Here is a 23,480-nt window from a genome sequence, read left to right as displayed (position 1 = left end):
AAATAGATACATTCAAATTATTGAAATAATATAATTTTGCCCTCAAATTCATAATTCATTAAAAAAACACTTTTCGCGAGCGGAAAGACAATAAATTTTAACCCAATATATGGAAGCAAAAATAAAAACGTTTATGGATGAGGTGATTGCCAGGAATGGTCATGAGCCCGAATTCATACAAGCCGTGCAAGAGGTAGCGGAGACCGTGATACCTTACATAGCACAGAACGACATATACCACGGTAAAAACATTCTATTGCGGATGGTGGAGCCCGAGCGATTGATTTCATTCCGTGTGGCATGGATAGATGATGATGGAGAAATCCATGTAAACCGTGGCTATCGTGTTCAAATGAACTCGGCCATTGGGCCATACAAAGGGGGGCTTCGTTTTCACCCTACCGTAAACGCCAGTGTGCTTAAGTTCTTGGCTTTTGAACAAGTTTTCAAAAATAGTTTGACAACCCTGCCCATGGGTGGAGGTAAAGGGGGGTCCGATTTTGACCCTAAAGGTAAGTCGGACGATGAGATTATGCGTTTTTGCCATGCTTTTATGACCGAGCTGTGCAGACACATTGGTCCAAATACCGATATTCCAGCAGGTGATATAGGTGTAGGTGCCCGTGAAATCGGGTTCCTGTTCGGGATGTACAAGAAAATACGAAACGAGTTTACCGGCGTGTTAACAGGTAAAGGACTTTCTTGGGGAGGCTCCTTGATTCGTCCCGAAGCAACCGGTTATGGTACGGTTTACTTTGCCGATAGCATGCTCAAAACCAGAAACGAGACTTTTGAAGGTAAAAAAGTGGTGATTTCAGGTTCTGGGAACGTGGCACAATATGCAGCTGAAAAAGTATTGCAACTTGGAGGTACCGTTTTAACACTTTCTGATTCCGGAGGATTCATCTACGATAAGGATGGTATTGATACCGAAAAACTGGCCTTTGTGATGGATTTGAAAAACAACAAACGAGGAAGAATTTCCGAGTATGCCGATAAATATCCATCGGCAGAGTTCCGCAAGGGAGAAACACCATGGAAGATTGCTTGCGATATCGCATTGCCATGTGCCACCCAAAACGAATTGAATGGGGACGATGCAGCTACCTTGATCAAAAACGGATGTATTGCCGTGGCAGAGGGCGCAAATATGCCTTCTACCCCAGAAGCGATTCACGCATTCCACGATGCTAAAATTCTGTTCGCACCAGGTAAAGCTTCAAACGCGGGTGGGGTGGCCACTTCAGGATTGGAGATGAGTCAGAACTCACTTCGTATCAGTTGGACAAGGGAAGAAGTGGATAAACGATTGAAAGGGATTATGGCCGATATTCATGATTCATGTGTGGAATATGGAGAAGAAGACGGGTATTGTAACTATGTAAAAGGAGCCAACATTGCCGGCTTTGTCAAGGTCGCAGATGCAATGCTGGCCCAAGGAGTGATCTAATCCGGTTCCAAAATAATTTTAGATTGGCAGTTACCAGAAGTAGTGGCTACATTTACACTTCTGTTAACTGCTTTTTTTTAGCCCATGCAAATCACAACAAAGGCCATTGTTCTCTCTTCCTTAAAATATGGGGACACCAGCCTTATTGTTCGAGCCTTTACGCAGTCCGATGGGGTAAAATCGTATTTGCTAAAAGGAGTTCTCGCTTCCAAAAAAGCTAAAATTAGACCCGCTTATTTTCTTCCCCTGATGCAGTTGGAGATTGTGGCCAACCATAAAAACAAGGGCACTTTGGAAAGTATCCGCGATGTTAGGGTGGCCTTTCCTTACCAAACCATGCACACCGATGTTGTAAAGAACAGCGTGGTGCTTTTTTTAGCTGAAATGTTGGGAAACAGTATTCAGGAACAAGAACAGGACGAAGGCCTTTTCAATTATTTGGAGTATGCCCTCCATTGGATGGATGCGCATAAGCTCTCGCCTAATTTTCACATCCTATTTTTGCTCAATCTTACCAAGTATTTGGGCTTCTATCCAGACACTTCTTACCAAAACTCGCCATTTTTTGATCTTTTGGAAGGCCGTTTCTGTAATGAGCCATCGCTTAATCCCTTGATTCAGAATGAAAATCTGGAAAACTTTAAGAAATTTTTAGGCACGAATTTTGAGGCACTACAAGGAATACAACTAACTAAGTCGAACAGGCGAGAACTCTTAAAAACGGTAGTCCAGTATTTCCGCTTACATGTATATGGATTTCGGGAACCAAAATCCCTCGCCGTATTAAATGCAGTATTTACCTAACAATGCAAAACCTAAAATCAACCTTACCTCTAATTCTTATATTTTTCACCCTAACATTTTATGCCCAAGAAGTAACCGTTTTGGATGCAGATACTGGAGTGCCAGTGGACAACATTGCGATTTTCAACAAAGATCAGAGTAAGACTACGGTAACAGATTTCAATGGAAAAAGTGAGCTCGATATTTTTTCGTCTGATGAAAAAATCACTTTTAAACATATTAGTTATGCAACCTATACCACTACCAAAAATCAAATAGAAAGGCGAGGCAACCGGGTCTATCTCCACCTAAAAACAGAAGAACTTCAAGAAGTAGTGATGTCCGTCTCCAAATGGGAGCAGCAGAAAAAACACATCCCCCAAAAAATTGAAACTTTTGATGCCCGAAATATTGCGTTTACCGCTCCGCAGACCTCCGCAGACCTATTGCAGCATAGCGGTAAAGTATTTGTGCAAAAAAGTCAATTGGGTGGTGGCAGCCCCATGATCAGGGGGTTTGCTACCAACAGAATACTATTGTCCGTAGATGGAGTTCGAATGAACAACGCCATATTCCGAGGAGGAAACCTTCAAAATGTGATATCCATTGACCCGTTCACCATCAAAAAAACAGAGGTGACCTTTGGTCCGGGTTCGGTAATCTACGGTAGTGATGCCATTGGAGGTGTAATGAATTTTTACACACAAAAGCCACGCTTTTCTTTTACAGATAGCCTCGCTTTTTCCGCCAATGTGAACTACCGATATTCGACCGCCAATAATGAGAACACCGCCCACATTGATTTTAATTTCGGAAAGCAAAAGTGGGCATCCTACACAAGCTTTACCTACAACAATTTTGATGATCTGAAGATGGGCAAGCACGGGCCTGAATCCTATTTGCGAAACAATTATGTGGTTCGTGAGAACGGAACCGATGTTTTGGTTGCGAATGATGAACCTAAAAAACAAGTGGGTTCAGGATACGACCAGGTCAATCTGCTACAAAAGTTCACCTATAAACCCAATAGCGCTTGGAACTACGATTTGGGATTGTATTATTCCGAAACATCGGATTTTCCAAGGTATGACAGATTAATCAGGCCCAGTAAGGATGGCGATGGACTTCGTTCGGCAGAATGGTACTATGGCCCACAAAAATGGTTCATGGGAAATTTTCAAATCACACAAAAAGGAAAAAACAAATTCTATGATGGAGTAAAACTGACCACAGCTTATCAGTTTTTTGAAGAAAGTCGACACGACAGGGGCTTTCAAGATCCTGAACTTTATTCAACCAGGGAAAAAGTAGATGCCCTATCCGTAAACTTGGATTTTGAAAACAAGAAAATGGGGGACTTGCACCTATATTATGGTGCTGAGTATGTCTTTAATAAGGTCGATTCCAAAGGAAGCATGCAAGATATTGAAACGGATGAAGTATCGGAAACAGCTTCAAGATATCCCGATGGTTCCACATGGCAAACCTTGGCCGGATATATAAATGGAGAGTATCAATTAAAGCCAAACCTTACTTTATTATCGGGAATCCGGTATAGCCAAGTTTGGGTAGATGCTATTTTCGATACCACCTATTACACCTTTCCTTTTGATGAGGCAGATATTGTAACCGGAGCCCTTACTGGAAGTTTGGGGATAAGTTGGTTCCCAAGATCCGATTTACAGGTAACCTTGAACGGTTCTACTGGATTTAGAGCACCCAATATTGATGATATCGGTAAAATATTTGACTCCGAACCTGGCTCGGTAGTAGTGCCCAATCCCGATTTGGAACCCGAATATGCCTACAATGGTGAGCTGGGGCTCAGAAAAAATTTTAATGATGTTTTGGTTTTGAAAGGTGCTACTTATTACACTTACTTGGTGGATGCTTTGGTGCGAAGGGATTTCACCTTCGGTGGGCAAACCGAAATTGAATACAACGGGGAACCAAGCAATGTGCAGGCCATACAAAATGCAGCCAAGGCCTATGTGTATGGTTTTGAGTTTGGATTGGAAGCCTATTTTAACGAACACCTTTCCTTAAACTCCAATTTAACCTTAACAAAAGGAGTTGAGGAGGACGATGATGGAACCGATAGCCCATCCCGCCACGCCGCGCCAACCTTTGGTGATGTACATTTGATTTGGGAAAACCAAAAACTGAAAGCAGATGTGTTTGTCAACTACAATGGCGAGGTAAGCAACAATGATTTGGCACTTTCAGAACAGGGCAAGACGTATATGTACGCCAGTGATGCTAATGGAAACCCTTTTTCGCCATCTTGGTACACTTTAAATTTTAGGTCGCAATATCAAATAACCAATGCTTTGAAAGCATCTGTGAGCTTGGAAAACATGACAAACCAACGGTATCGGATGTATTCTTCGGGCATTGCTGCCCCCGGGGTTAATTTGGTTTTGGGCTTGGGATATGTATTTTAAAGATAAGAGGGTGAATTCTAAGCAACAAAATTTCGATTTTGTCAGGATGAGCGCAGTCTAAACCTCTTGATTATCAGATTTAATTAGGTTATCGACTGCGCCCGAACTGACGAGTAACAGGCTTTTGGACACCCTCCTTTTTTTGTTGAGGTTTCGTCTTGAGTCAGTATAAAGCTACATGCTATCAATAGCTTTTTTCGCAGCCTCTTTTGTAGCATCCATGGTTTCTTCACCAACTTTTTTAATGCTGTCCAGAGCCTTTTCGCCCATTTCTTTGGCATCTTCGCCTGCTTCTTTCATGGCGTCTGCAGCATCTTCAGCGGCCCTCTCTAAATCTTCACCAGCCTCTTCCAAGCTTTTTGCAGCTTCTTCCGAAGCCTCCTCGGTTTTGTCCTTAGTGTCCCTACAGGAAGTCATAACAGACATGGACAAGGTCAATGCCATTGCGGCAATTAGTACTTTTTTCATGATATATATGGTTAAGTGTTAATGAGGAATCAATATAAGGAAATTTATGTTAAGAATTGATTTGGTGCTTATCATATTTAGGTTAAGGGAATTAAGTGAATTCTAATGCAAAAAGGGAGGGTGTAATTCCATCTAAATTTATAATTTTGCAAACTTGAATTCTAGTAGAAGAAGCAGTATATGAAGTTTGCGGAATATAAGGGATTGGATTTGCCAAAAGTATCTGAAGAAATTCTTGACTTTTGGAAGGACAAACAGATTTTTGAAAAGAGCGTTTCCACACGGGAAGGCAAGGAAAGCTATGTGTTCTTCGAAGGACCGCCATCTGCAAACGGAATGCCCGGGATCCACCACGTTATGGCACGTACCATCAAGGATATATTTCCGCGGTACAAAACCATGAAGGGATTTCAGGTAAAAAGAAAAGCGGGATGGGATACCCACGGCCTACCTGTAGAGATCGGCGTGGAAAAAGAACTGGGCATCACCAAAGAGGATATTGGCAAAAAAATATCGGTTGAAGAATACAATGCAGCCTGTAAAAAAGCGGTAATGCGCTATACGGACGTTTGGAACGAGATGACCGAAAAAGTGGGGTATTGGGTGGATATGGACAATCCGTACATCACCTACAAGTCCAAGTACATGGAATCCGTTTGGTGGTTGCTTAAACAGATTTACGACAAAGGGCTTATCTATAAAGGCTATACCATACAGCCCTATTCCCCAAAGGCGGGTACCGGGTTAAGCTCACACGAACTGAACCAGCCAGGGACCTATCAAGATGTGACGGATACCACGGTAACCGCGCAATTCAAGGCCAAAATCGATTCGCTTCCAGAATTTTTGAAGAAAGTTGATGGGGATATTTATTTTTTAGCTTGGACCACCACACCTTGGACGCTTCCATCTAATACGGCGTTGACAGTTGGTCCAAAAATAGATTATGTGTTGGTAAAAACCTTCAACCAATATACGTTTGAACCTATCAATGTGGTGGTGGCCAAAAACTTGGTAAACTACAATTTTTCAGGAAAGTTCTCTAAGGTTGAGACAGAAGAGGAATTGAATGTATTCCAAGAAGGCGATAAAAAGATTCCATATTTGGTGTGCGAAACTTTTGTGGGCAAGGATTTGGTAGGCATCCGGTACGAGCAGTTGATTGATTATGTGCAGCCCTACCAAAACCCGGAAAATGCTTTCAGAATAATTCCAGGTGATTTTGTAACCACAGAAGATGGTACGGGAATCGTGCACACGGCACCCACCTTTGGTGCGGACGATGCCTTGGTGGCAAAACAAGCCACTCCAGAGATTCCGCCGATGTTGGTTTTGGATGAAAATGGCAATCCGATTCCGCTCGTTGACCTGCAAGGCAGGTTTAGACCTGAAATGAAGGAATTTGGCGGCAAATATGTAAAGAACGAATACTATGATGAGGGTGAAGCACCCGAAAAGTCTGTTGATGTTGAGATTGCCATCAAACTGAAAATAGAGAATAAGGCCTTTAAGGTCGAAAAATATGTGCACAGCTACCCGAACTGCTGGCGTACGGACAAACCTATCCTTTATTACCCGTTAAACTCCTGGTTTATCAAAGTAACGGATGTAAAAGACCGTATGTTCGAGCTAAACCAGACCATCAACTGGAAACCAAAATCCACTGGCGAAGGTCGTTTTGGAAACTGGTTGGCCAATGCAAACGACTGGAACCTGTCCCGATCACGATACTGGGGTATTCCATTGCCCATTTGGCGCACCGAAGATGGCAAGGAGGAACTGATGATTGGTTCCGTGGAAGAACTAAAGTCAGAAATGACCAAAGCTGTTGAGGCAGGTGTGTTGGAGAAGGATGTTTTTGAGGATTTTGTGGTTGGTGATATGAGCGAGTCCAACTACGATAAAATCGACCTGCATAAAAATATAGTGGATGGCATCACTTTGGTTTCGCCATCTGGACAGCCCATGAAGCGCGAAGCAGATCTTATCGATGTTTGGTTTGATAGTGGTTCCATGCCCTACGCCCAATGGCACTATCCTTTTGAGAACAAGGAACTCATTGATGATGGAATTGCATTTCCGGCCAATTTTATTGCTGAAGGTGTGGATCAGACCCGTGGTTGGTTCTATACCCTGCATGCGATCGCCACTATGGTTTTTGATAGCATTGCCTACAAAAATGTAGTCTCCAACGGGCTAGTTTTGGACAAGGAAGGCAAAAAGATGTCCAAACGATTGGGCAATGCGGTAGATCCGTTCGAGGTGTTGCCGGAGCATGGCCCCGATGCCACACGTTGGTACATGATTTCCAATGCCAACCCATGGGACAATCTCAAATTTGATATCGAAGGCGTTGTTGAGGTAAAACGAAAGTTCTTCGGAACGCTCTACAACACCTACTCCTTTATGGCACTTTATGCCAATATTGATGAATTTGATTATTCCGAGGCCGATATTCCGTTAAAGGAAAGGCCAGAAATTGACCAATGGATTTTGTCCGAGCTCCATACCTTGATCAAAAATGTGGATGAAGCCTACGGAGATTACGAAGCTACCCGGGCAGCAAGGATGATTTCCGATTACGTACAGGAGAATTTGAGCAATTGGTATGTGCGTTTGAGCAGAAGACGTTTCTGGAAAGGCGATTATCAAACCGATAAGATTTCGGCTTACCAAACCCTTTATACTTGTTTATCCACAGTAGCCAAATTATCTGCCCCGATCGCCCCATTTTTTATGGATCAACTGTACAGGGATTTGGACGCTACCACCAAAAAGGAAGGTTTTGAAAGTGTACACTTAGCCGAGTTCCCTGTTTTTGATGCCAATATGGTAAACAAAGACTTGGAACGCAAAATGCAGTTGGCCCAAAAAATTTCCTCTTTGGTACTTTCCATCCGTCAGAAGGAGAAAATAAAGGTACGCCAACCGCTTCAAAAAATCATGATCCCAGTTTTGGATGATGAGCAAAGGAGTGATATTGAAGCGGTTTCCAATTTGGTGAAATCCGAAGTAAACGTGAAGGAAATTGAGATGTTGGACGATGCTTCAGGAGTTCTGGTAAAACAAATAAAACCCAACTTTAAGGTGTTGGGCCCAAAATTTGGTAAGGATATGAAAGCAATTGCTGCCGGAGTATCTAAATTGGGCCAAGAGGACATACAAAAAATGGAACGCGAGGGAGAATTATTGCTACAGTTGGAAAATAAAACCGTTAATTTACAGTTAACCGATGTAGATATAAGTTCCCAAGACATCGAAGGTTGGTTGGTGGCCAGTTCCGGTCCATTGACCGTAGCGCTGGATGTTACCATAGATGAAACCTTAAGAAAAGAAGGTATTGCGAGAGAGCTGGTGAACCGAATCCAGAATCTTCGAAAGGAATCCGGGTTTGAGGTGACTGATAAAATTGATATTAAGATATTGAAGGACGGCTTTGTGGAAAATGCGGTTTCCAGTAACGAGGATTACATCAAAACGGAAACTTTGACCGCTGAGCTCAACTTTGAAGAAAAACTTGAAGAAGGTATAGCAATTGCCTTTGATGAAGTGAATACAAAATTGTTTATTCAAAAACATTAGAAAATGGCAGAAGATTCAACAGTAAGATATTCCGACAATGACCTTGCAGAATTCAGGGCTTTGATAGAGGAAAAAATAGAGAAGGCCAAGAAACACTTGGAACTTTTAAAGAGCTCCTATATGAACGATGGTAACAACGGTACAGATGATACTTCACCAACGTTTAAAGCATTTGAAGAGGGCTCTGAGACCATGAGCAAGGAAGCGAACACCCAATTGGCCATCCGTCAGGAGAAATTTATCCGCGACTTAAAGAATGCGCTATTGAGAATCGAGAACAAGACCTATGGTGTTTGCAGGGTTACCGGTAAGCTCATCAACAAGGAGCGATTAAAGCTTGTGCCCCATGCTACTTTGAGCATTGAGGCGAAGAACATGCAGAAGTAATTGAAACGCCTTCGGGCGTTTTTTATTTATGAGGGCACTATTGTTTTTGCTGGTTTTTTTTACGCTCGTGAATACTCACGCGCAAAAATCAGTAAGGAAAGCCTTTATTGGCCCTCGCACGGAAACTATTCAAATAGATGCCCAATATTGTTACCGAATTGATTTAAAGACCACATCGTCCGATGAGGTACAGGTCGCTGCAAGTATGGAGGGGGAATATGCCAAAGATTTATTGATATCCATTGAACAAAGCGGGACCACGGCCATGATAAGTGCTGGCTTTCAACCCCTTTTTGTAAACCCCAACGACAAACTCAGTGCGCACAAAGTTGTTTCCATAGCTTTGGAAATTAGTGTTCCCGAATATAAAAGTGTAGATGTATTTGGAACCAATACCAATTTGTATGTTTCGGGAAAATATAGAGATTTGAACGTTACCTTGTCCGATGGGCGCTGTACCTTGGAGAATGTTTCCGAATCTGTTAAGGTGACCACCCAAAAAGGGGATATTACGGTAACTGTACCGAGTGGAGATATTGTTGCGGAGAGCACTTACGGAAGAGTAGAGAAGGAAACAATACCCTTTGGTCACAATCAATTTGTTCTGAAGACGATAGAAGGAGACATCTTCTTAACCAAAACAAAATAATATCCATATTTTTGCTACCCTTTTAATAGAATAATGAATTTAAAGAAGTCCCTTATTATAATCATTCTGATCCTATTGGTGGACCAGATCAGTAAAATCTATATCAAAACCAGTTTTATATTGGGTGAGGCGCATGAGGTTTTCAGTTGGTTCAAAATACTTTTTATTGAGAATGAAGGCGCTGCTTGGGGCACAAAATTGAGTGATTTGCTGCCAATATCCGAGCCAGTGGGAAAACTGGTTTTGACGATATTCAGGATTTTTGCCGTTTTTGGAATTGGATATTGGTTGTGGGACATTATTAGAAAACAGTCACCCAAAACTTTGATTTTGGCGGTTTCCCTAATTTTTGCCGGAGCGGTAGGTAACATTATCGATTCTGTTTTCTACGGACTTATTTTTGACCACAGCCATGGTCAGGTAGCTACGCTTTTTGCGGAAGAGCCTTATGGAAGTTTGTTCCACGGCAAAGTGGTGGACATGCTTTACTTTCCTTTGGTGGATACCACATGGCCAGATTGGGTTCCCTCATGGGGAGGTCAACGTTTTCGCTTTTTTGAGCCAGTGTTCAACATTGCCGATACCGCAATAAGTACAGGGGTAGGAATTTTGATTGTTTTCAATAAAAAAGCATTTCCAAAGGAGGAAGATAAGAAAGAAGCCGTTGCCGATCAGAATGCATAAACCTTTTTTGGGGTAACGCAGTAGTCCAATTTTACGTCGTTTTTATGGACATCGGTAATTCGTTCATTTTCAGCTTCAAAAAACGATAAGCCAATTTTTATGGTTTCCTTGGGGCATTTGTTCAAAAAGGTATCGTAAAAGCCCTTTCCGTATCCCACCCGGTTACCCAAGGAGTCAAAAGCCAATAAGGGTACAAAGACTACATCAATTTTGTTTTCAGGGACTTCAATGCCATCCACAGGTTCGGGTACGCCCCAGGCACTTTTTTTTAAAGAAGTATTGTCGGTGAGCAAATAATTTTCCATGGAATTGCTGCTTACCACTTTGGGGACCACCACGTTTTTATCCTTTCCTTGGAGAAGTGTTATCAAAGGCAAAGTGTCCACTTCGCTCTTTTCCTCTATGCTCAGAAATATATGGAAATAAAAAAAATCCCAGATAGGGATTTGGAGTATATTGTTGGCTAACACTAAACTCAAATCCGAGGCTTTTGCAGGAGTAATAGCTGCTCTCAGATTTGTGTATTTTTTTCTAAGTTCACGTTTCAACATTTAACTGTTGAAGATTTTGGGGTTGTTTTTGGGCAATGGAGCATTATTCTCCCTTGTTGGTTGCAACGAAGAAAAATATTTTGAAGAAAAGCATCAAAATCAAGTACATTCCCAAAACGATAATATAGTTTTCCATCGGACTGTATTTAGATGGTTAAATGTAAGTAAAACAATTGAAAATTTTACCATGAAATGCACTTTTTATCGACGAAATGCACAATTTTTAGCAACTGTTTAACAAATTAAACCAAACCTCAATCATCAAATTGTCCAATTTCCATAGTTTTTTTAGGGACAAACCCTTGTTTGGGATAGGGTAGCCAAAATTCTGATTTTGTGTGCTTTTTGACGGATTTTAAAGTGAAAACGGTCAAATATGAACGCAAAACGTGAATTCATCAAGTTTAACAATTATCACCACAATTAAAATATAACTTTGTTATAAAGTCAAAAACAGTTCATTTTAGAACTACTTATGTCCAAATCAGCATCTTTAAAAGTACAGTTAAGCTCGCTGCCCAACAATCCAGGGGTTTATCAATTTTATGATGCCGATGGAAAGATTTTATATGTGGGCAAGGCCAAAAACCTTAAAAAGAGGGTTTCCTCGTATTTCAATAAAAAACAAGAGTATGGCAAAACCCGGGTGCTGGTAAAGAAGATCCATTCCATTAAACATATTGTGGTGCCTACGGAGTCGGACGCCCTTTTGCTGGAGAACAATCTCATTAAAAAACTGTTGCCCCGATACAACGTTTTGCTCAAGGACGATAAATCCTATCCGTGGATCTGTATTAAAAATGAAAGATTCCCCAGAGTATTTTCCACACGAAAACTGATCAAGGACGGTTCCGAATACTTTGGCCCCTACACCAGCATGAAAACGGTGAGGACGCTTCTGGATCTGGTAAAGAGCCTGTACCCATTGCGTACCTGCAACTACGACCTATCCGAAGAAAAAATAGATGCCGGTAAATATAAAGTATGCTTGGACTATCATTTGGGCAATTGTTTGGGGCCTTGCGAGGGACTTCAGGGCGAAAAAGAGTATCATGACCGGATAGAAGATATTAGGCAGATCATAAAAGGAAACTTAAAAAACTCCATACAGACCTTTAAGCAGCAAATGAAGGATTTTGCCGAGAAAATGGAATTTGAAAAGGCACAGCGTGTGAAGGATAAGATTGAAGTTCTGCAAAATTATCAAGCCAAATCCACTGTAGTGAACCCCAAGATCAACAATGTGGATGTATTTTCGGTTATTTCTGATGAGACCCATGCCTATGTCAACTTTTTACAGATTTCCCACGGGGCCATAATTAGGTCTCATACTCTGGAAATAAAGAAGAAGCTTGATGAAACCGATGAAGAATTGCTCCAATTGGGAATTACGGAAATTAGACAGCGCTTCAACTCACAATCCAAGGAAGTGTATTTGCCCTTTCCGGTTATCGTGGAAGATGATGTAAAGATGACCCTGCCCAAGTTGGGCGATAAACGCAGGATATTAGATCTGTCCGAACGCAACGCAAGGTTTTATAGGCAGGATAGGCTAAAGCAAATCAAAATTACCGACCCAGACCGCCATACCAAACGCATCATGGCACAAATGAAGTCGGATTTAAGGCTTTCGGAGGAGCCACGACATATTGAGTGTTTTGATAATTCCAACATACAAGGCAGTAATCCCGTTGCGGCCTGTGTTGTTTTCAAGGATGGAAAACCCTCAAAAAAAGAATATCGTCACTTCAATATAAAAACTGTGGAGGGACCGGACGACTTTGCCAGTATGGAGGAAGTAGTATTTAGGAGGTACAAAAGGTTGCTCGAAGAAGAAGAATCCCTGCCCCAACTTATTGTAATAGATGGAGGAAAAGGGCAATTATCGTCGGCGTTAAAGAGTTTGGAAGTTTTGGGGCTACGTGGAAAAATAGCCATTATTGGCATTGCCAAGCGGTTGGAAGAAATCTATTTTCCGGACGACCCGGTACCGCTGTATTTGGACAAAAGGTCGGAAAGTTTAAAAATAATCCAACAGCTCCGAAATGAAGCCCACCGGTTTGGGATCACCCATCACCGGAACAAAAGGAGTAAGGGTGCAATTAGTTCAGAATTGGTTAATATTGAGGGGATAGGGGAAAAAACCGCCCAGCAACTACTAAAAAGCTTTAAATCGGTAAAACGAATCAAAGAAGCGTCCCTGGAAACTTTAACAGCTTCCGTTGGGGTGTCCAAGGCAAAGAAGATTTATAAAACTTTTCATAAGTGAGCAATGCGAAAAAAACTAACAATCACAACACTTTTAATTGCTTTACTAGGTGTGGTGGGGATGGCCCAAAACACTACAGACAAAAAGTCGCCAAAAGTTGGGCTGGTACTAAGTGGAGGCGGTGCCAAGGGTTTGGCTCATATTGGCGCATTAAAGATTATTGAGGAAGCTGGTGTTAAAGTGGATTATATTGGCGGAACCAGTATGGGGGCCATTGTTGGGGCTTTGTACGCATCGGGCTACTCCGCCCAGCAATTGGATTCCATTTTTAGGAGTACCGATTTTACCGATTTGATACAGGACAATGTTCCCCGAAGTGCAAAAACATTTTACGAGAAAGAGGATTCCGAACGCTATGCCCTTTCCTTGCCTTTCGAAAATTTTAAGGTAACCTTCCCGCAAGCTATTTCTGGCGGACAGAACATATACAACCTATTGGTTCAGCTCTTGTACCATGTAAAGGATGTGCAGGATTTCAGAAAATTGCCTACACCTTTCTTGTGTGTGGCCACCAATGTAGAAACTGGGGAAGAGGTTCTTCTGGACAAAGGATATCTGCCCGAGGCCATTGTGGCAAGTGGGACATTCCCTTCACTTTTTGAACCTGCTGAGATCGATGGACAGATCTTGATCGATGGCGGCGTGGTGAACAATTACCCTATAAATCAAGTAAAGGCAATGGGGGCAGACATTATTATTGGGGTAGACGTGCAACACGATCTGGCCACAAGGGAATCACTTTCTTCGGCTACGGAAATATTGCTCCAGATCAACAATTATCGTACGGTAAACGATATGAAGAAAAAATCCAAGGAAACCGATTTGTATATCCGGCCGGACATTGACGAATTTTCCGTTATTGCTTTTGATAAGGGCAAACAAATTCTGAAGAGTGGGGAAGCTGCGGCTCAAAATAAAATGGATGAGCTAAAACAAATAGCACAAAGTCAAGATGAAGCCCCAAAACCCCGTAAAAGAATCAAGATGGTAGACAGCCTAACCATCAACAGGATGATCATTAAAGGTAACGACCAGTACACCAGAGGGTACATTAAAGGTAAGTTGAGGTTTAATCTGGCGGAGAAGATTTCGTTTGATGATTTAAAGCAAGGAATGAGCAATCTTTCTGCAACGGGAAACTTTAAGGCAATCCGGTACGACCTTGTATCTAACGGTCTGGGCACGGACTTGATTCTAAAACTCAAAGAGAACCCCACCAAAATGTTCATAAAAATGTCTGCTCATTATGATGATCTATATAAAAGTGCGGCATTGATCAATCTCACCAAAAAGAATTTTTTAATGAAGGATGATGTGGCTTCCTTTGATTTTATATTGGGCGACCATATTAGGTACAACATGCAGTACTATTTGGATAAAGGCTATTACTGGAGCCTTGGGATAAATTCAAAATTGACCGATTTTGATGCTGAAACCGATTTTTCTTTGATTCAAGGCAACTTTAATGTTCCGAACAATCCCAATATCCAAAGAATTAATATAGATGTGACCGACCTTACCAACCAAGTATATCTGCAAACCGTTCTCCAAGAAGAGTTTGCCTTTACCATTGGAGCAGAGTACAAATTCTTGAACTATAGTACTCGAACACTAAACCAAATAGATACAGATGGGGAGGTTGCAATGTCGGCATCCAACAAAAGGACTACTTTTGAAAACTCCAATTATTTTAGCGCGTTCTCCCAAATAAAACTGGACACGTACGATGATAAATACTTTCCCACCAAAGGGCTTTTGTTCGATGGCGATTTTCACTTTTACGCGTTCTCTTCCGATTATAACAATAATTTTAGCCAGTTTGCCGTAGCAAAGACTAAGTTTGGCGGCACATTTTCAATGCTAAATAACTTAAGCTTACAGCTGGAAGCGGATGGAGGTGTAAAGCTTGGAACTTCGCAAGTAACTTCTTTTGATTTTATCCTGGGAGGTTTTGGCAACGACTTTGTAAACAATTTTGTGCCCTTCTTCGGTTACGATTTTCTTAGCTTGCCAGGCAATAGTTACATTAAAGGATATGGTCGTTTGGATTACGAATTTACCTACAAGCACCACTTTTTGTTTTCTGCAAATTATGCCAATATCAACGACGATCTTTTTAGAACAGGGGATTGGTTCAAAGAGCCGAGTTTTTCAGGATATGGGGTAGGCTATGGTTTCGAATCTTTTCTAGGACCAATTCAAGTTTACTATTCGTGGTCTCCGGAGATTAGTGAAAGCAATATCTTCTTCAGTGTCGGGTATTGGTTCTAATAAAAATCACTTGATCAATCAGCCCAATTCTCTTAATAATTTGTCAAAAAAACCGATAAAATCAACCAATAATATAAGTGTTTAGTTAAAGTCCGTTAAAAACACTTTTTCCTACAAAACCTTGCCGTATCTTTGACCCACATAAGGGGTGGTTCCCTTATAACTTTAAGTATTGGTTTTTCATAATTTAAAGTTTGGTTGGTTATTTAGGAAAAGCCCAGTCTTAAGACTGGGCTTTTTTTGTTTATACTATTTTGGAATAAGTTTTGTTTAAGTATATGTGAACAGCATGGCCCCTAAAGTGATTTTACTAATTTTATACCAATAAAATTGCAAATGAAAAAGACTATAATACCTACACTACTGCTTCTTTTGTCAATGTCCGTTATGGGTCAAAGTTCACGCCCTGCCTTTAAACCAGGTGAATGGCTAAAATTTAGGATACACTATGGCATCCTAAATGCCAGTTATGCCACATTGCACTTGACTTCCGAAAACTTGGACAATATTCCCGTATATCACGTTGTGGGCAAGGGGAGGACTACCGGATTTGCAAGTATCTTTTTTAAGGTCGACGATACCTACGAAAGCTATTTTGGCCGTGAACACGGTAAACCCTACAAGTTTATCCGAAAAATAGATGAAGGCGGTTATACCAAGGACATAGAAATTGAATTTGATTACGATAAGGACAAAGCGATTCTGATTGACAATAAAAATGATACAAAAAAGAACATTGCCATACATGATGGGATCCAGGATTTGATTTCCGCTTCGTATTATTTAAGAAGCAACTACAATCTTGAAGAGTTTGAAGAAGGGGAATCCATTAATTTGGATATGCTTTTTGACGATGACGGGGTTTTTAAGTTCCAGTTAAAATATTTGGGAAAAGAAATCCTTAGGACCAAGTTTGGAAAGGTAGAATGTCTTAAATTTAGACCTTTGGTTCAGTCCGGTCGTGTTTTTAAGGAAAAAGAGAGTCTTACGCTTTGGGTTTCCAATGATTGGAACAAAATACCCATTCGGATCAAGGCAGATTTGGCCGTAGGGTCATTAAAGGCGGACTTAGACGGCTATAATGGACTTAAGAACCAGTTTAAAATAATAATGGATTAGTATCGAGATTAATGGATAAGGATGCAAAAATCGCTTCCCAAATCAATAAACTAGAGGAAAAGTTCAAAAACTCGGGGCAGGACTTAAGTTCTTACTTGGATGGACTCCTTTACGAGAGATATCTTACTTATTGGGATTATATCCGCTTGGATACCTTGCTCAGTCTTCAAGTACCGCGAACACATTTTCCGGATGAGGAAATCTTCATCATGTACCACCAGATTACAGAGCTGTACTTCAAACTTATTCTACATGAACAAAAACAGATTGTTGAAGACAAATCCCAGGATGTAGCTTTTTTTATAGAAAAAGTTCGAAGAATCAACAGTTACTTCAAGGCCCTTATATCCTCCTTTAGTATTATGATCAAAGGTATGGAAAGGGAGCAATTCCTGCGTTACCGAATGGCCTTGCTTCCGGCAAGTGGATTCCAATCGGCACAATACAGGATGATAGAGTTCTACGCAACCCCGTTGGAGAATATGGTACATCCATCTGAAAGGGGGTTGTTTTCTTCGGAAAACAGCATAGAAGAACTTTTTGAACACGTATATTGGAAAAAAGGAGCAACCGATTTGGCAACGGGCGAAAAAACCCTTACACTGAAACAGTTTGAGGTAAGATACACGCCCAGACTCTTGCGGATTGCCAATCAGGTAAAGAACAGTACCATATACCACAAATATCTTCAACTACCCGATGCATCCAAAAACAATGAAGAACTGATTTCTGCGTTAAAGACAATGGATTTGAATGCCAATGTAAATTGGCCGTTGATGCACATGGGATCGGCACACAGATATTTGGCAAGGGAAGGCCAAGATGTCGAGGCAACTGGAGGCACTAATTGGAAGGACTATTTGCCGCCAAGTTTCCAGAAAATAATTTTTTTCCCAACTTTGCATACCAAAGAAGAGTTGGATACATGGGGCAAACAATGGGTCGATCATGTTTTTAATCCCGAAAAAGAAGAATACAAGGAATAAGAAGAGAAATGCGGAAAATTATTGGGGCGATATTGACGCTGGCAGTGCTCATATCGTGTAAACAGACGAAAGAACCGGTTATTAATGAAGTAGCAAAGGCAGAACCGATAGAAAAACTTCCAGTGCTGCGCTATGGCTTTAATTTGGATGAGTTCAATGTAGTCCACGATACTGTCCGCAGTGGCGATAGTTTTGGTGAGCTTATGCTCAAGAACAAGGTAGATTACCCAAAGATTGCCGCCATTTCCGAAAAATATCGAGATACTTTCGATGTCCGCAAGATCATGGTAGGCAAACCCTACCTGATCCTTAAATCCAAGGACACTTCCGAGGTTGCCGAAGTCTTTATCTATCAAAACGATAAAATAAACTATACGGTGGTAGACCTCCGCGATTCTACCAAAGCCTACAAGAGCAAGAAAAAAGTAACGTTGGTAGAGCGTGAGATAGGAGGGGTTATCGATCATAGTTTGTCCATGTCCATTGATACTTTGGGAGTGGATTACAATCTAACCTTTGCGCTTTCCGATATATATGCATGGACCATCGATTTTGGACGATTGGACAAAGGAGACAAGTTCAAGGTGGTTTTTGATGAGCGCTATATCAATGACAGTATTTATGCAGGTATTGGTTCCATAAAGGCAGCTTATTTTGAGCATAAAGGAAAAGCCATTTATGCTTTTCCCTATATATCAGATGCCACTAACCATATTTTGGAGTATTTTGATCAAGATGCCAATAACTTACGCAGTACCTTTTTACGTGCACCGGTTAAATTTAGGTATCGTTTGTCATCTCGCTATAACCTTAAAAGAAGGATAGCTTACTATGGTTACAAAGTTCGGCCCCATAAAGGAACAGATTTTGCCGCACCAATAGGAACGCCAATTGTGGCTACCGCGGATGGAACCGTAACGGAATCTACCCGAAGGGGCGGCAACGGAAAATATGTCAAGATCAAGCACAATAGTACCTACAGCACTCAATACCTCCATATGAAGGCACAAAATGTAAAGAGAGGTGACTTTGTGCGCCAAGGCGATGTAATTGGTTGGATTGGAATGACGGGAAATACTGGAGGCCCCCATGTTTGCTACCGTTTTTGGAAGAATGGAAGACAGGTGGACCCATTTAAAGAAGAACTTCCCGCTGCAGAACCCATAGCAGATTCGTTGCGCGCAGACTATATGGCGCATATTACCCCCTTAAAAGAACAATTGGACTGTGTCGAATTTGTTGATCCAACCCCAGAAGAACCTGAAGAAACCTTAATATCATACACCCAATAATGGCACTACCCACAATCAACCCTACTACCACTGAATCTTGGAAAAAACTTCAGGAACATTACAAAGAAACCGAGGAAGTACATTTAAGGGAATTGTTTGCGACCGAAGAAGACCGTGGCAAAAAATACGCTATACTTTGGAACGATTTTTTGGTGGACTACTCAAAAAATAGGGTTACCGATAAAACCTTGAAGTTGTTGTTGGATCTGGCCGACGAAGTGGGATTGAAGGACGCTATTAAAAGCTACTTTAATGGAGAGCTTATAAACCAAACCGAAGGAAGGGCCGTGCTGCACACCGCCTTGCGGGCCAAAAAGGGGGGTAAGGTTATTGTTGACGGAGAAAATATTGTTGATGAGGTTTTTGAGGTCAAGGAAAAAATCAAATCTTTTTCAGAAGCCGTTATTTCTGGAGAAAGAAAAGGGCATAGCGGTAAAGCCTTTACCGATGTGGTTAATATTGGAATCGGCGGGTCGGATTTAGGACCTGTGATGGTGACCGAGGCATTGAAGTTCTATCAAAATGACCTAAAAACGCATTTTGTGAGCAATGTGGACGGTGATTTAGTTCACGAAGTGTTGAAGGAACTCGACCCCGAGACCACTTTGTTCGTTATCGTATCAAAGTCGTTTACCACGCAGGAAACATTGTCCAATGCACTGACCATTAAAAAATGGTTCTTGCAAAGTGCATCCGAAAAAGATGTGGCCGATCATTTTGTGGCAGTGTCCACCAACCTTGAAAAAATCAAGGAATTTGGTATAGCCGATAACAATGTATTCCCCATGTGGGATTGGGTCGGCGGTCGATTCTCGCTGTGGAGCGCCGTTGGATTATCCATTGCGCTTTCCGTTGGTTATGAAAACTTTGAAGCCCTTTTGACCGGAGCCAATGAAATGGACGACCATTTTAAGGGAAGCCCGTTTAAAGAGAATATTCCGGTGGTGTTGGGCTTAATCAGTGTTTGGTACAACAACTTTTACAAGGCAGAGACCGAGGCCATCATCCCATACACACAATACTTGCACCGCTTTTCCGCATATTTGCAACAAGGTATTATGGAAAGCAACGGAAAAAGTATGGATAGAGCTGGAAACAGGGTTGGGCATGAAACCGGCACCATAATTTGGGGCGAGCCGGGAACCAATTCGCAACATGCCTTCTTCCAGTTGATGCACCAGGGAACAAAACTGATTCCAACAGATTTTATCGGGTATAAGGAATCATTGCATGGCGATGTGGACCATCATAATAAATTAATGGCCAACTTTTTTGCACAGACCGAAGCCTTGATGAACGGGAAAACCGCTGATGAGGTAAAACAAGAACTCGAGTCCCAAGGCTTGTCAGGTGAAGAACTTCAAAAACTGCTTCCTTTCAAAATCTTTGAGGGAAACAAACCTACCAACACCATTTTAATTAAAAAGCTTACGCCCAAAAGCCTAGGTGCATTGATTGCACTTTACGAGCATAAAATATTTGTTCAGGGCGTAGTTTGGAATATCTTCAGCTATGATCAATGGGGGGTGGAATTGGGCAAGCAATTGGCCAAAAATATTTTGATTGACATCGAGAATTCAAAAATTGGCAAGCACGATAGTTCCACATTGAATCTTTTACATTTTTTTAAGGAGTAGGCTGCTATCTTCTCAAATTAGGAACAAAACCGTAAACAATTGTTTGTCAGTTAACTTTATTTGTTAATTTAGTGTTAACTATATTTGCCCGATTTTAACTTTGACTTAATCGCAGAGTGTCAAAAATGAATCACATTTGCAGGGCTAATTAAACACTTAAACACTGAATTAAATGAAAAGAATTTACTTGGCTTTTGCGGCTATTTTTATTTCCGCGATGGCATTTGCACAAGGAACTCTTACTGGTACTGTAGTTGACGGCGAGCTTGGCGGTCCGCTTCCAGGAGCCAGCGTTGTTGTTAAAGGTACCTCTAATGGTACATCTACAGATTTTGATGGTAACTTTACTTTGGAGGTAAACCAAAGTTCGGGAACATTGATTGTTTCTTACATTGGTTTTATTAAAAAACAGGTTGAATTTACTTCAACAGGAAATCTCGGAACAATTGAATTGTTGCCAGATGCACAAGAATTGGGAGAAGTTGTTGTAATTGGTTCGGGTATTATCGACCTTGAAGAAGACAGAAGTACACCAATTGCTGTAACCACAATTAAAAGAGACGAAATACAAGCTGTTTCTGCTGGTAACGTGGAATTCCCTGAGGTAATGAAAAATGTTCCTTCTGTATATGTTTCCAACCAAACAGGTTTTGGGGATTCACAAATGTTCTTGAGAGGTTTTGATCAAACCAACACGGCCTTCCTATTGAACGGACAGCCCATCAACGGCATGGAAGATGGAAGAATGTACTGGTCCAATTGGGCTGGTATGGCAGACATTGCCAATGCAGTTCAGGTACAAAGAGGGCTTGGCTCTTCCAAATTGGCCATTTCATCAGTAGGAGGTACGGTTAACATCGTTTCTAAAGCTACTGAAAAAAGGGAAGGCGGTTTCGGTCGTTTTATGGTTGGTAACGACAGTTTCTTTAAGACAACTGCTTCTTACGATTCAGGAATCAATGAGAATGGCTGGGGATTCTCAGTTATGCTAGATCATTGGCAAGGTCAAAGAAAGTTTGCTGAAGGAACTAAAGGACAAGGTCAGAATTATTTCTTCTCTGTGGGTAAACTTATCGGAGACCATAACTTCAACTTTTTGGTTTTTGGTGCCCCACAATGGCACATGCAGCGTTGGTCACAGCCTTTGGAAGTTGTTGAAGCCAAAAGAAAATATAATCAACACTGGGGATTTGATGAAGGTGAATTGGAGTCTGAAAGAACGAACTTCTACCACAAGCCGGTCATGAACTTAAACTGGGATTGGGATATTTCAGATAAATCAGACCTTTCAACAGTGCTTTACGCATCTTGGGGTCGTGGTGGTGGAACTGGACCAAGAGGTAATAGTGCCCTAAGATTACCAGATTATCCTGTTGCTGGAGGAATAGATGGACAAATTGACTATGCGGCAACACGTGAAAGAAATGCTCAAGTAGGTATCGGTGGTGATTATAGTGCACCAAATGGAGCTGGTTATATCCGTCGTGCTTCTATGAACAATCACCAATGGTATGGAATGGTATCCAACTTTAGTCACGACCTTAACGACAACCTTAGTTTTAACGTTGGTGCCGATTTCAGATTTTATACAGGTGATCACTTCAGGCAAGTAGCTGATTTTTATGGACTTTCTGGATGGTCTAACGACAGGCCAGATGATAGAGTCGTTACTGAATCTTTTAGTATAAATCCATGGAAAACCTTGACAACATTTGCTGATGAAGACGAGAGAATCAACTACGATTACTCCGAAGATATTAACTATCAGGGAATGTTCGGGCAGGTTGAGTATGCTGAAGAAGCATTTTCCGTATTTTTTCAAGGAGCAATATCTAACCAATCGTATCAAAGGGAAGATAGATTCGCTACTGACATCAATGGTAATCAGACTACCCAAACATCCGACAAGGCAAACAAGTTTGGATACAACCTGAAAAGTGGTGGAGCATATAACTTTGACGAAAAAAACACTGTATATGCCAATGCAGGTTTCTATTCCCGTCAACCTTTCTTGGATAATATTTTTTCAGGTACAGCTGAGCTGGCTGATCCAGAAGTTGAAAATGAAGAGATTACAGGCTTGGAAATTGGATATAAATTCAACACATATGATTTCCAATTCACAATTGATTTGTATAGGACAGAATGGGCTAACAGATTTATAGCCAATGGTAACAGTATTGTTGATATAGCTACTGATACAGAAGTAGATATTAACCGTGAACAAACTGATGTAACACAGTTGCACCAGGGTATTGAGCTTACTGCCCGATGGAGAGCGGCTCAAGGATTGATAATTGGGGGCTATACTTCTATTGGAGACTGGGTATACTCTGGAAGCACTCCTTACAGAACAAGAGATTTTAGGGATAATACATACTTCACCAATGCTCAAATTGATGATTATACCGATCAAAATGGTGACCCACTTCCAGCAAACTTCTTTGATGGAAATGTGAATCTTGATGGAGTTGAGATTAGCAATGCACCTCAGTTTGCCATGGGTCTTAACGCTGACTATGATTTTGCAAATGGATTTGAGGTTGGTTTTGATGTGAACCACTTTAGTAACCTATATGAGTTCAATGATGTAGCTGATGTTGTTGCCGAAGGAAATTCTTATGAAACCTCAAAGTTGGATGCTTACACGTTATTTGATATGACAGCAGCATACACATTTGACTTTGGAACAAACAAAATGGAATTAAGAACAAACGTTTACAACTTGTTCAACCATGCTTATTTGAACCAAACTGATGCCTTCGGTGTTTTTTATGGAAACGGTCGTACTTTTAATGCAAGTGTGACTTACAGGTTCTAATCGTTATACCGATTGAGTCGTCCTAAAATAGGTTGACAGTTTTTAATAATTAAATCAATCCAGCGAAGCTAGCTTCGCTGGATTTTT

General features: G+C 41.2%; 16 protein-coding genes. 14 read left to right on the top strand and 2 right to left on the bottom strand.

The features are described 5' to 3' along the window. The first annotated feature begins 109 nt into the window (after positions 1–109). The 3 genes from gdhA to VM932_RS14210 all read left to right on the top strand — a co-directional run bounded on the left by gdhA (position 110) and on the right by VM932_RS14210 (position 4,677). Positions 110–1,450, top strand: coding sequence for an NADP-specific glutamate dehydrogenase (gene gdhA / locus VM932_RS14220; RefSeq protein ID WP_326279502.1), 1,341 nt, complete (start codon positions 110–112; stop codon positions 1,448–1,450). Positions 1,451–1,534: 84 nt separating this feature from the next. Beyond that, positions 1,535–2,254: a DNA repair protein RecO gene (recO, locus tag VM932_RS14215; RefSeq protein WP_326279501.1), complete on the top strand. Its 720-nt coding sequence runs from the start codon at positions 1,535–1,537 to the stop codon at positions 2,252–2,254. A 2-nt stretch (positions 2,255–2,256) separates the two neighbouring features. Then, positions 2,257–4,677, top strand: a complete 2,421-nt coding sequence (locus tag VM932_RS14210; protein ID WP_326279500.1) for a TonB-dependent receptor — start codon at positions 2,257–2,259, stop codon at positions 4,675–4,677. A gap of 174 nt (positions 4,678–4,851) precedes the next feature. On the opposite strand, the gene VM932_RS14205 is transcribed toward VM932_RS14210, so the two are convergent. After that, a complete protein-coding gene (locus tag VM932_RS14205) occupies positions 4,852–5,145 on the bottom strand; it encodes a hypothetical protein (RefSeq protein WP_326279499.1) in 294 nt (97 codons plus the stop codon). Positions 5,146–5,325: 180 nt separating this feature from the next. Between VM932_RS14205 and ileS the strand changes: the two genes are divergently transcribed. From ileS to VM932_RS14185, 4 genes are all read left to right on the top strand, one after another. Further along, entirely contained in the window at positions 5,326–8,727 is a 3,402-nt protein-coding gene (gene ileS / locus VM932_RS14200; protein ID WP_326279497.1) for an isoleucine--tRNA ligase, read from the top strand. 3 nt (positions 8,728–8,730) lie between these two features. Further along, positions 8,731–9,114, top strand: coding sequence for a TraR/DksA family transcriptional regulator (locus VM932_RS14195; RefSeq protein ID WP_326279496.1), 384 nt, complete (start codon positions 8,731–8,733; stop codon positions 9,112–9,114). Positions 9,115–9,181: 67 nt separating this feature from the next. Further along, entirely contained in the window at positions 9,182–9,763 is a 582-nt protein-coding gene (locus tag VM932_RS14190; RefSeq protein WP_326279494.1) for a DUF4097 family beta strand repeat-containing protein, read from the top strand. 33 nt (positions 9,764–9,796) lie between these two features. Further along, positions 9,797–10,447, top strand: a complete 651-nt coding sequence (locus VM932_RS14185; protein ID WP_326279493.1) for a lipoprotein signal peptidase — start codon at positions 9,797–9,799, stop codon at positions 10,445–10,447. Here the strand turns inward: VM932_RS14185 and VM932_RS14180 are convergent. Continuing rightward, a complete protein-coding gene (locus VM932_RS14180; protein ID WP_326279492.1) occupies positions 10,435–10,998 on the bottom strand; it encodes a 5-formyltetrahydrofolate cyclo-ligase in 564 nt (187 codons plus the stop codon). The genes VM932_RS14185 and VM932_RS14180 overlap by 13 nt on opposite strands. Positions 10,999–11,473: 475 nt before the next feature. Between VM932_RS14180 and uvrC the strand changes: the two genes are divergently transcribed. The 7 genes from uvrC to VM932_RS14145 all read left to right on the top strand — a co-directional run bounded on the left by uvrC (position 11,474) and on the right by VM932_RS14145 (position 23,393). Continuing rightward, a complete protein-coding gene (gene uvrC, locus VM932_RS14175) occupies positions 11,474–13,267 on the top strand; it encodes an excinuclease ABC subunit UvrC (protein ID WP_326279490.1) in 1,794 nt (597 codons plus the stop codon). Positions 13,268–13,270: 3 nt separating this feature from the next. Continuing rightward, positions 13,271–15,538, top strand: a complete 2,268-nt coding sequence (locus tag VM932_RS14170) for a patatin-like phospholipase family protein (RefSeq protein ID WP_326279488.1) — start codon at positions 13,271–13,273, stop codon at positions 15,536–15,538. Positions 15,539–15,874: 336 nt separating this feature from the next. Further along, the gene (locus tag VM932_RS14165; RefSeq protein ID WP_326279486.1) at positions 15,875–16,657 is read left to right on the top strand and encodes a DUF3108 domain-containing protein; all 783 of its coding nucleotides are present in this window, start codon (positions 15,875–15,877) and stop codon (positions 16,655–16,657) included. Between the two features lie 11 nt (positions 16,658–16,668). Further along, the gene (locus VM932_RS14160; RefSeq protein ID WP_326279485.1) at positions 16,669–17,643 is read left to right on the top strand and encodes a tryptophan 2,3-dioxygenase family protein; all 975 of its coding nucleotides are present in this window, start codon (positions 16,669–16,671) and stop codon (positions 17,641–17,643) included. Positions 17,644–17,651: 8 nt separating this feature from the next. Beyond that, positions 17,652–18,935, top strand: coding sequence for a M23 family metallopeptidase (locus tag VM932_RS14155; RefSeq protein ID WP_326279483.1), 1,284 nt, complete (start codon positions 17,652–17,654; stop codon positions 18,933–18,935). Further along, entirely contained in the window at positions 18,935–20,572 is a 1,638-nt protein-coding gene (gene pgi / locus VM932_RS14150; protein WP_326279481.1) for a glucose-6-phosphate isomerase, read from the top strand. Before VM932_RS14155 ends, pgi begins: the two co-directional genes overlap by 1 nt. Before the next feature lie 172 nt (positions 20,573–20,744). After that, the gene (locus VM932_RS14145) at positions 20,745–23,393 is read left to right on the top strand and encodes a TonB-dependent receptor (protein WP_326279480.1); all 2,649 of its coding nucleotides are present in this window, start codon (positions 20,745–20,747) and stop codon (positions 23,391–23,393) included. Positions 23,394–23,480: the final 87 nt, after the last annotated feature.

It is taken from the genome of Flagellimonas halotolerans (assembly GCF_035818535.1).
Classification (GTDB): Bacteria; Bacteroidota; Bacteroidia; order Flavobacteriales; family Flavobacteriaceae; genus Flagellimonas; species Flagellimonas halotolerans.
The sequence above is the reverse complement of the archived record's forward strand: the minus strand, read 5'-3'. Positions and strand labels throughout refer to the sequence as shown.

Bases quoted from the DNA above. Each gene is read 5' to 3' on its own strand.
- gdhA (WP_326279502.1), top strand. From the start codon at position 110: ATGGAAGCAAAAATAAAAACGTTTATGGATGAGGTGATTGCCAGGAAT.
- recO (WP_326279501.1), top strand. From the start codon at position 1,535: ATGCAAATCACAACAAAGGCCATTGTTCTCTCTTCCTTAAAATATGGG.
- VM932_RS14210 (WP_326279500.1), top strand. From the start codon at position 2,257: ATGCAAAACCTAAAATCAACCTTACCTCTAATTCTTATATTTTTCACC.
- VM932_RS14205 (WP_326279499.1), bottom strand. From the start codon at position 5,145: ATGAAAAAAGTACTAATTGCCGCAATGGCATTGACCTTGTCCATGTCT.
- ileS (WP_326279497.1), top strand. From the start codon at position 5,326: ATGAAGTTTGCGGAATATAAGGGATTGGATTTGCCAAAAGTATCTGAA.
- VM932_RS14195 (WP_326279496.1), top strand. From the start codon at position 8,731: ATGGCAGAAGATTCAACAGTAAGATATTCCGACAATGACCTTGCAGAA.
- VM932_RS14185 (WP_326279493.1), top strand. From the start codon at position 9,797: ATGAATTTAAAGAAGTCCCTTATTATAATCATTCTGATCCTATTGGTG.
- VM932_RS14180 (WP_326279492.1), bottom strand. From the start codon at position 10,998: ATGTTGAAACGTGAACTTAGAAAAAAATACACAAATCTGAGAGCAGCT.
- uvrC (WP_326279490.1), top strand. From the start codon at position 11,474: ATGTCCAAATCAGCATCTTTAAAAGTACAGTTAAGCTCGCTGCCCAAC.
- VM932_RS14170 (WP_326279488.1), top strand. From the start codon at position 13,271: ATGCGAAAAAAACTAACAATCACAACACTTTTAATTGCTTTACTAGGT.
- VM932_RS14165 (WP_326279486.1), top strand. From the start codon at position 15,875: ATGAAAAAGACTATAATACCTACACTACTGCTTCTTTTGTCAATGTCC.
- VM932_RS14160 (WP_326279485.1), top strand. From the start codon at position 16,669: ATGGATAAGGATGCAAAAATCGCTTCCCAAATCAATAAACTAGAGGAA.
- VM932_RS14155 (WP_326279483.1), top strand. From the start codon at position 17,652: ATGCGGAAAATTATTGGGGCGATATTGACGCTGGCAGTGCTCATATCG.
- pgi (WP_326279481.1), top strand. From the start codon at position 18,935: ATGGCACTACCCACAATCAACCCTACTACCACTGAATCTTGGAAAAAA.
- VM932_RS14145 (WP_326279480.1), top strand. From the start codon at position 20,745: ATGAAAAGAATTTACTTGGCTTTTGCGGCTATTTTTATTTCCGCGATG.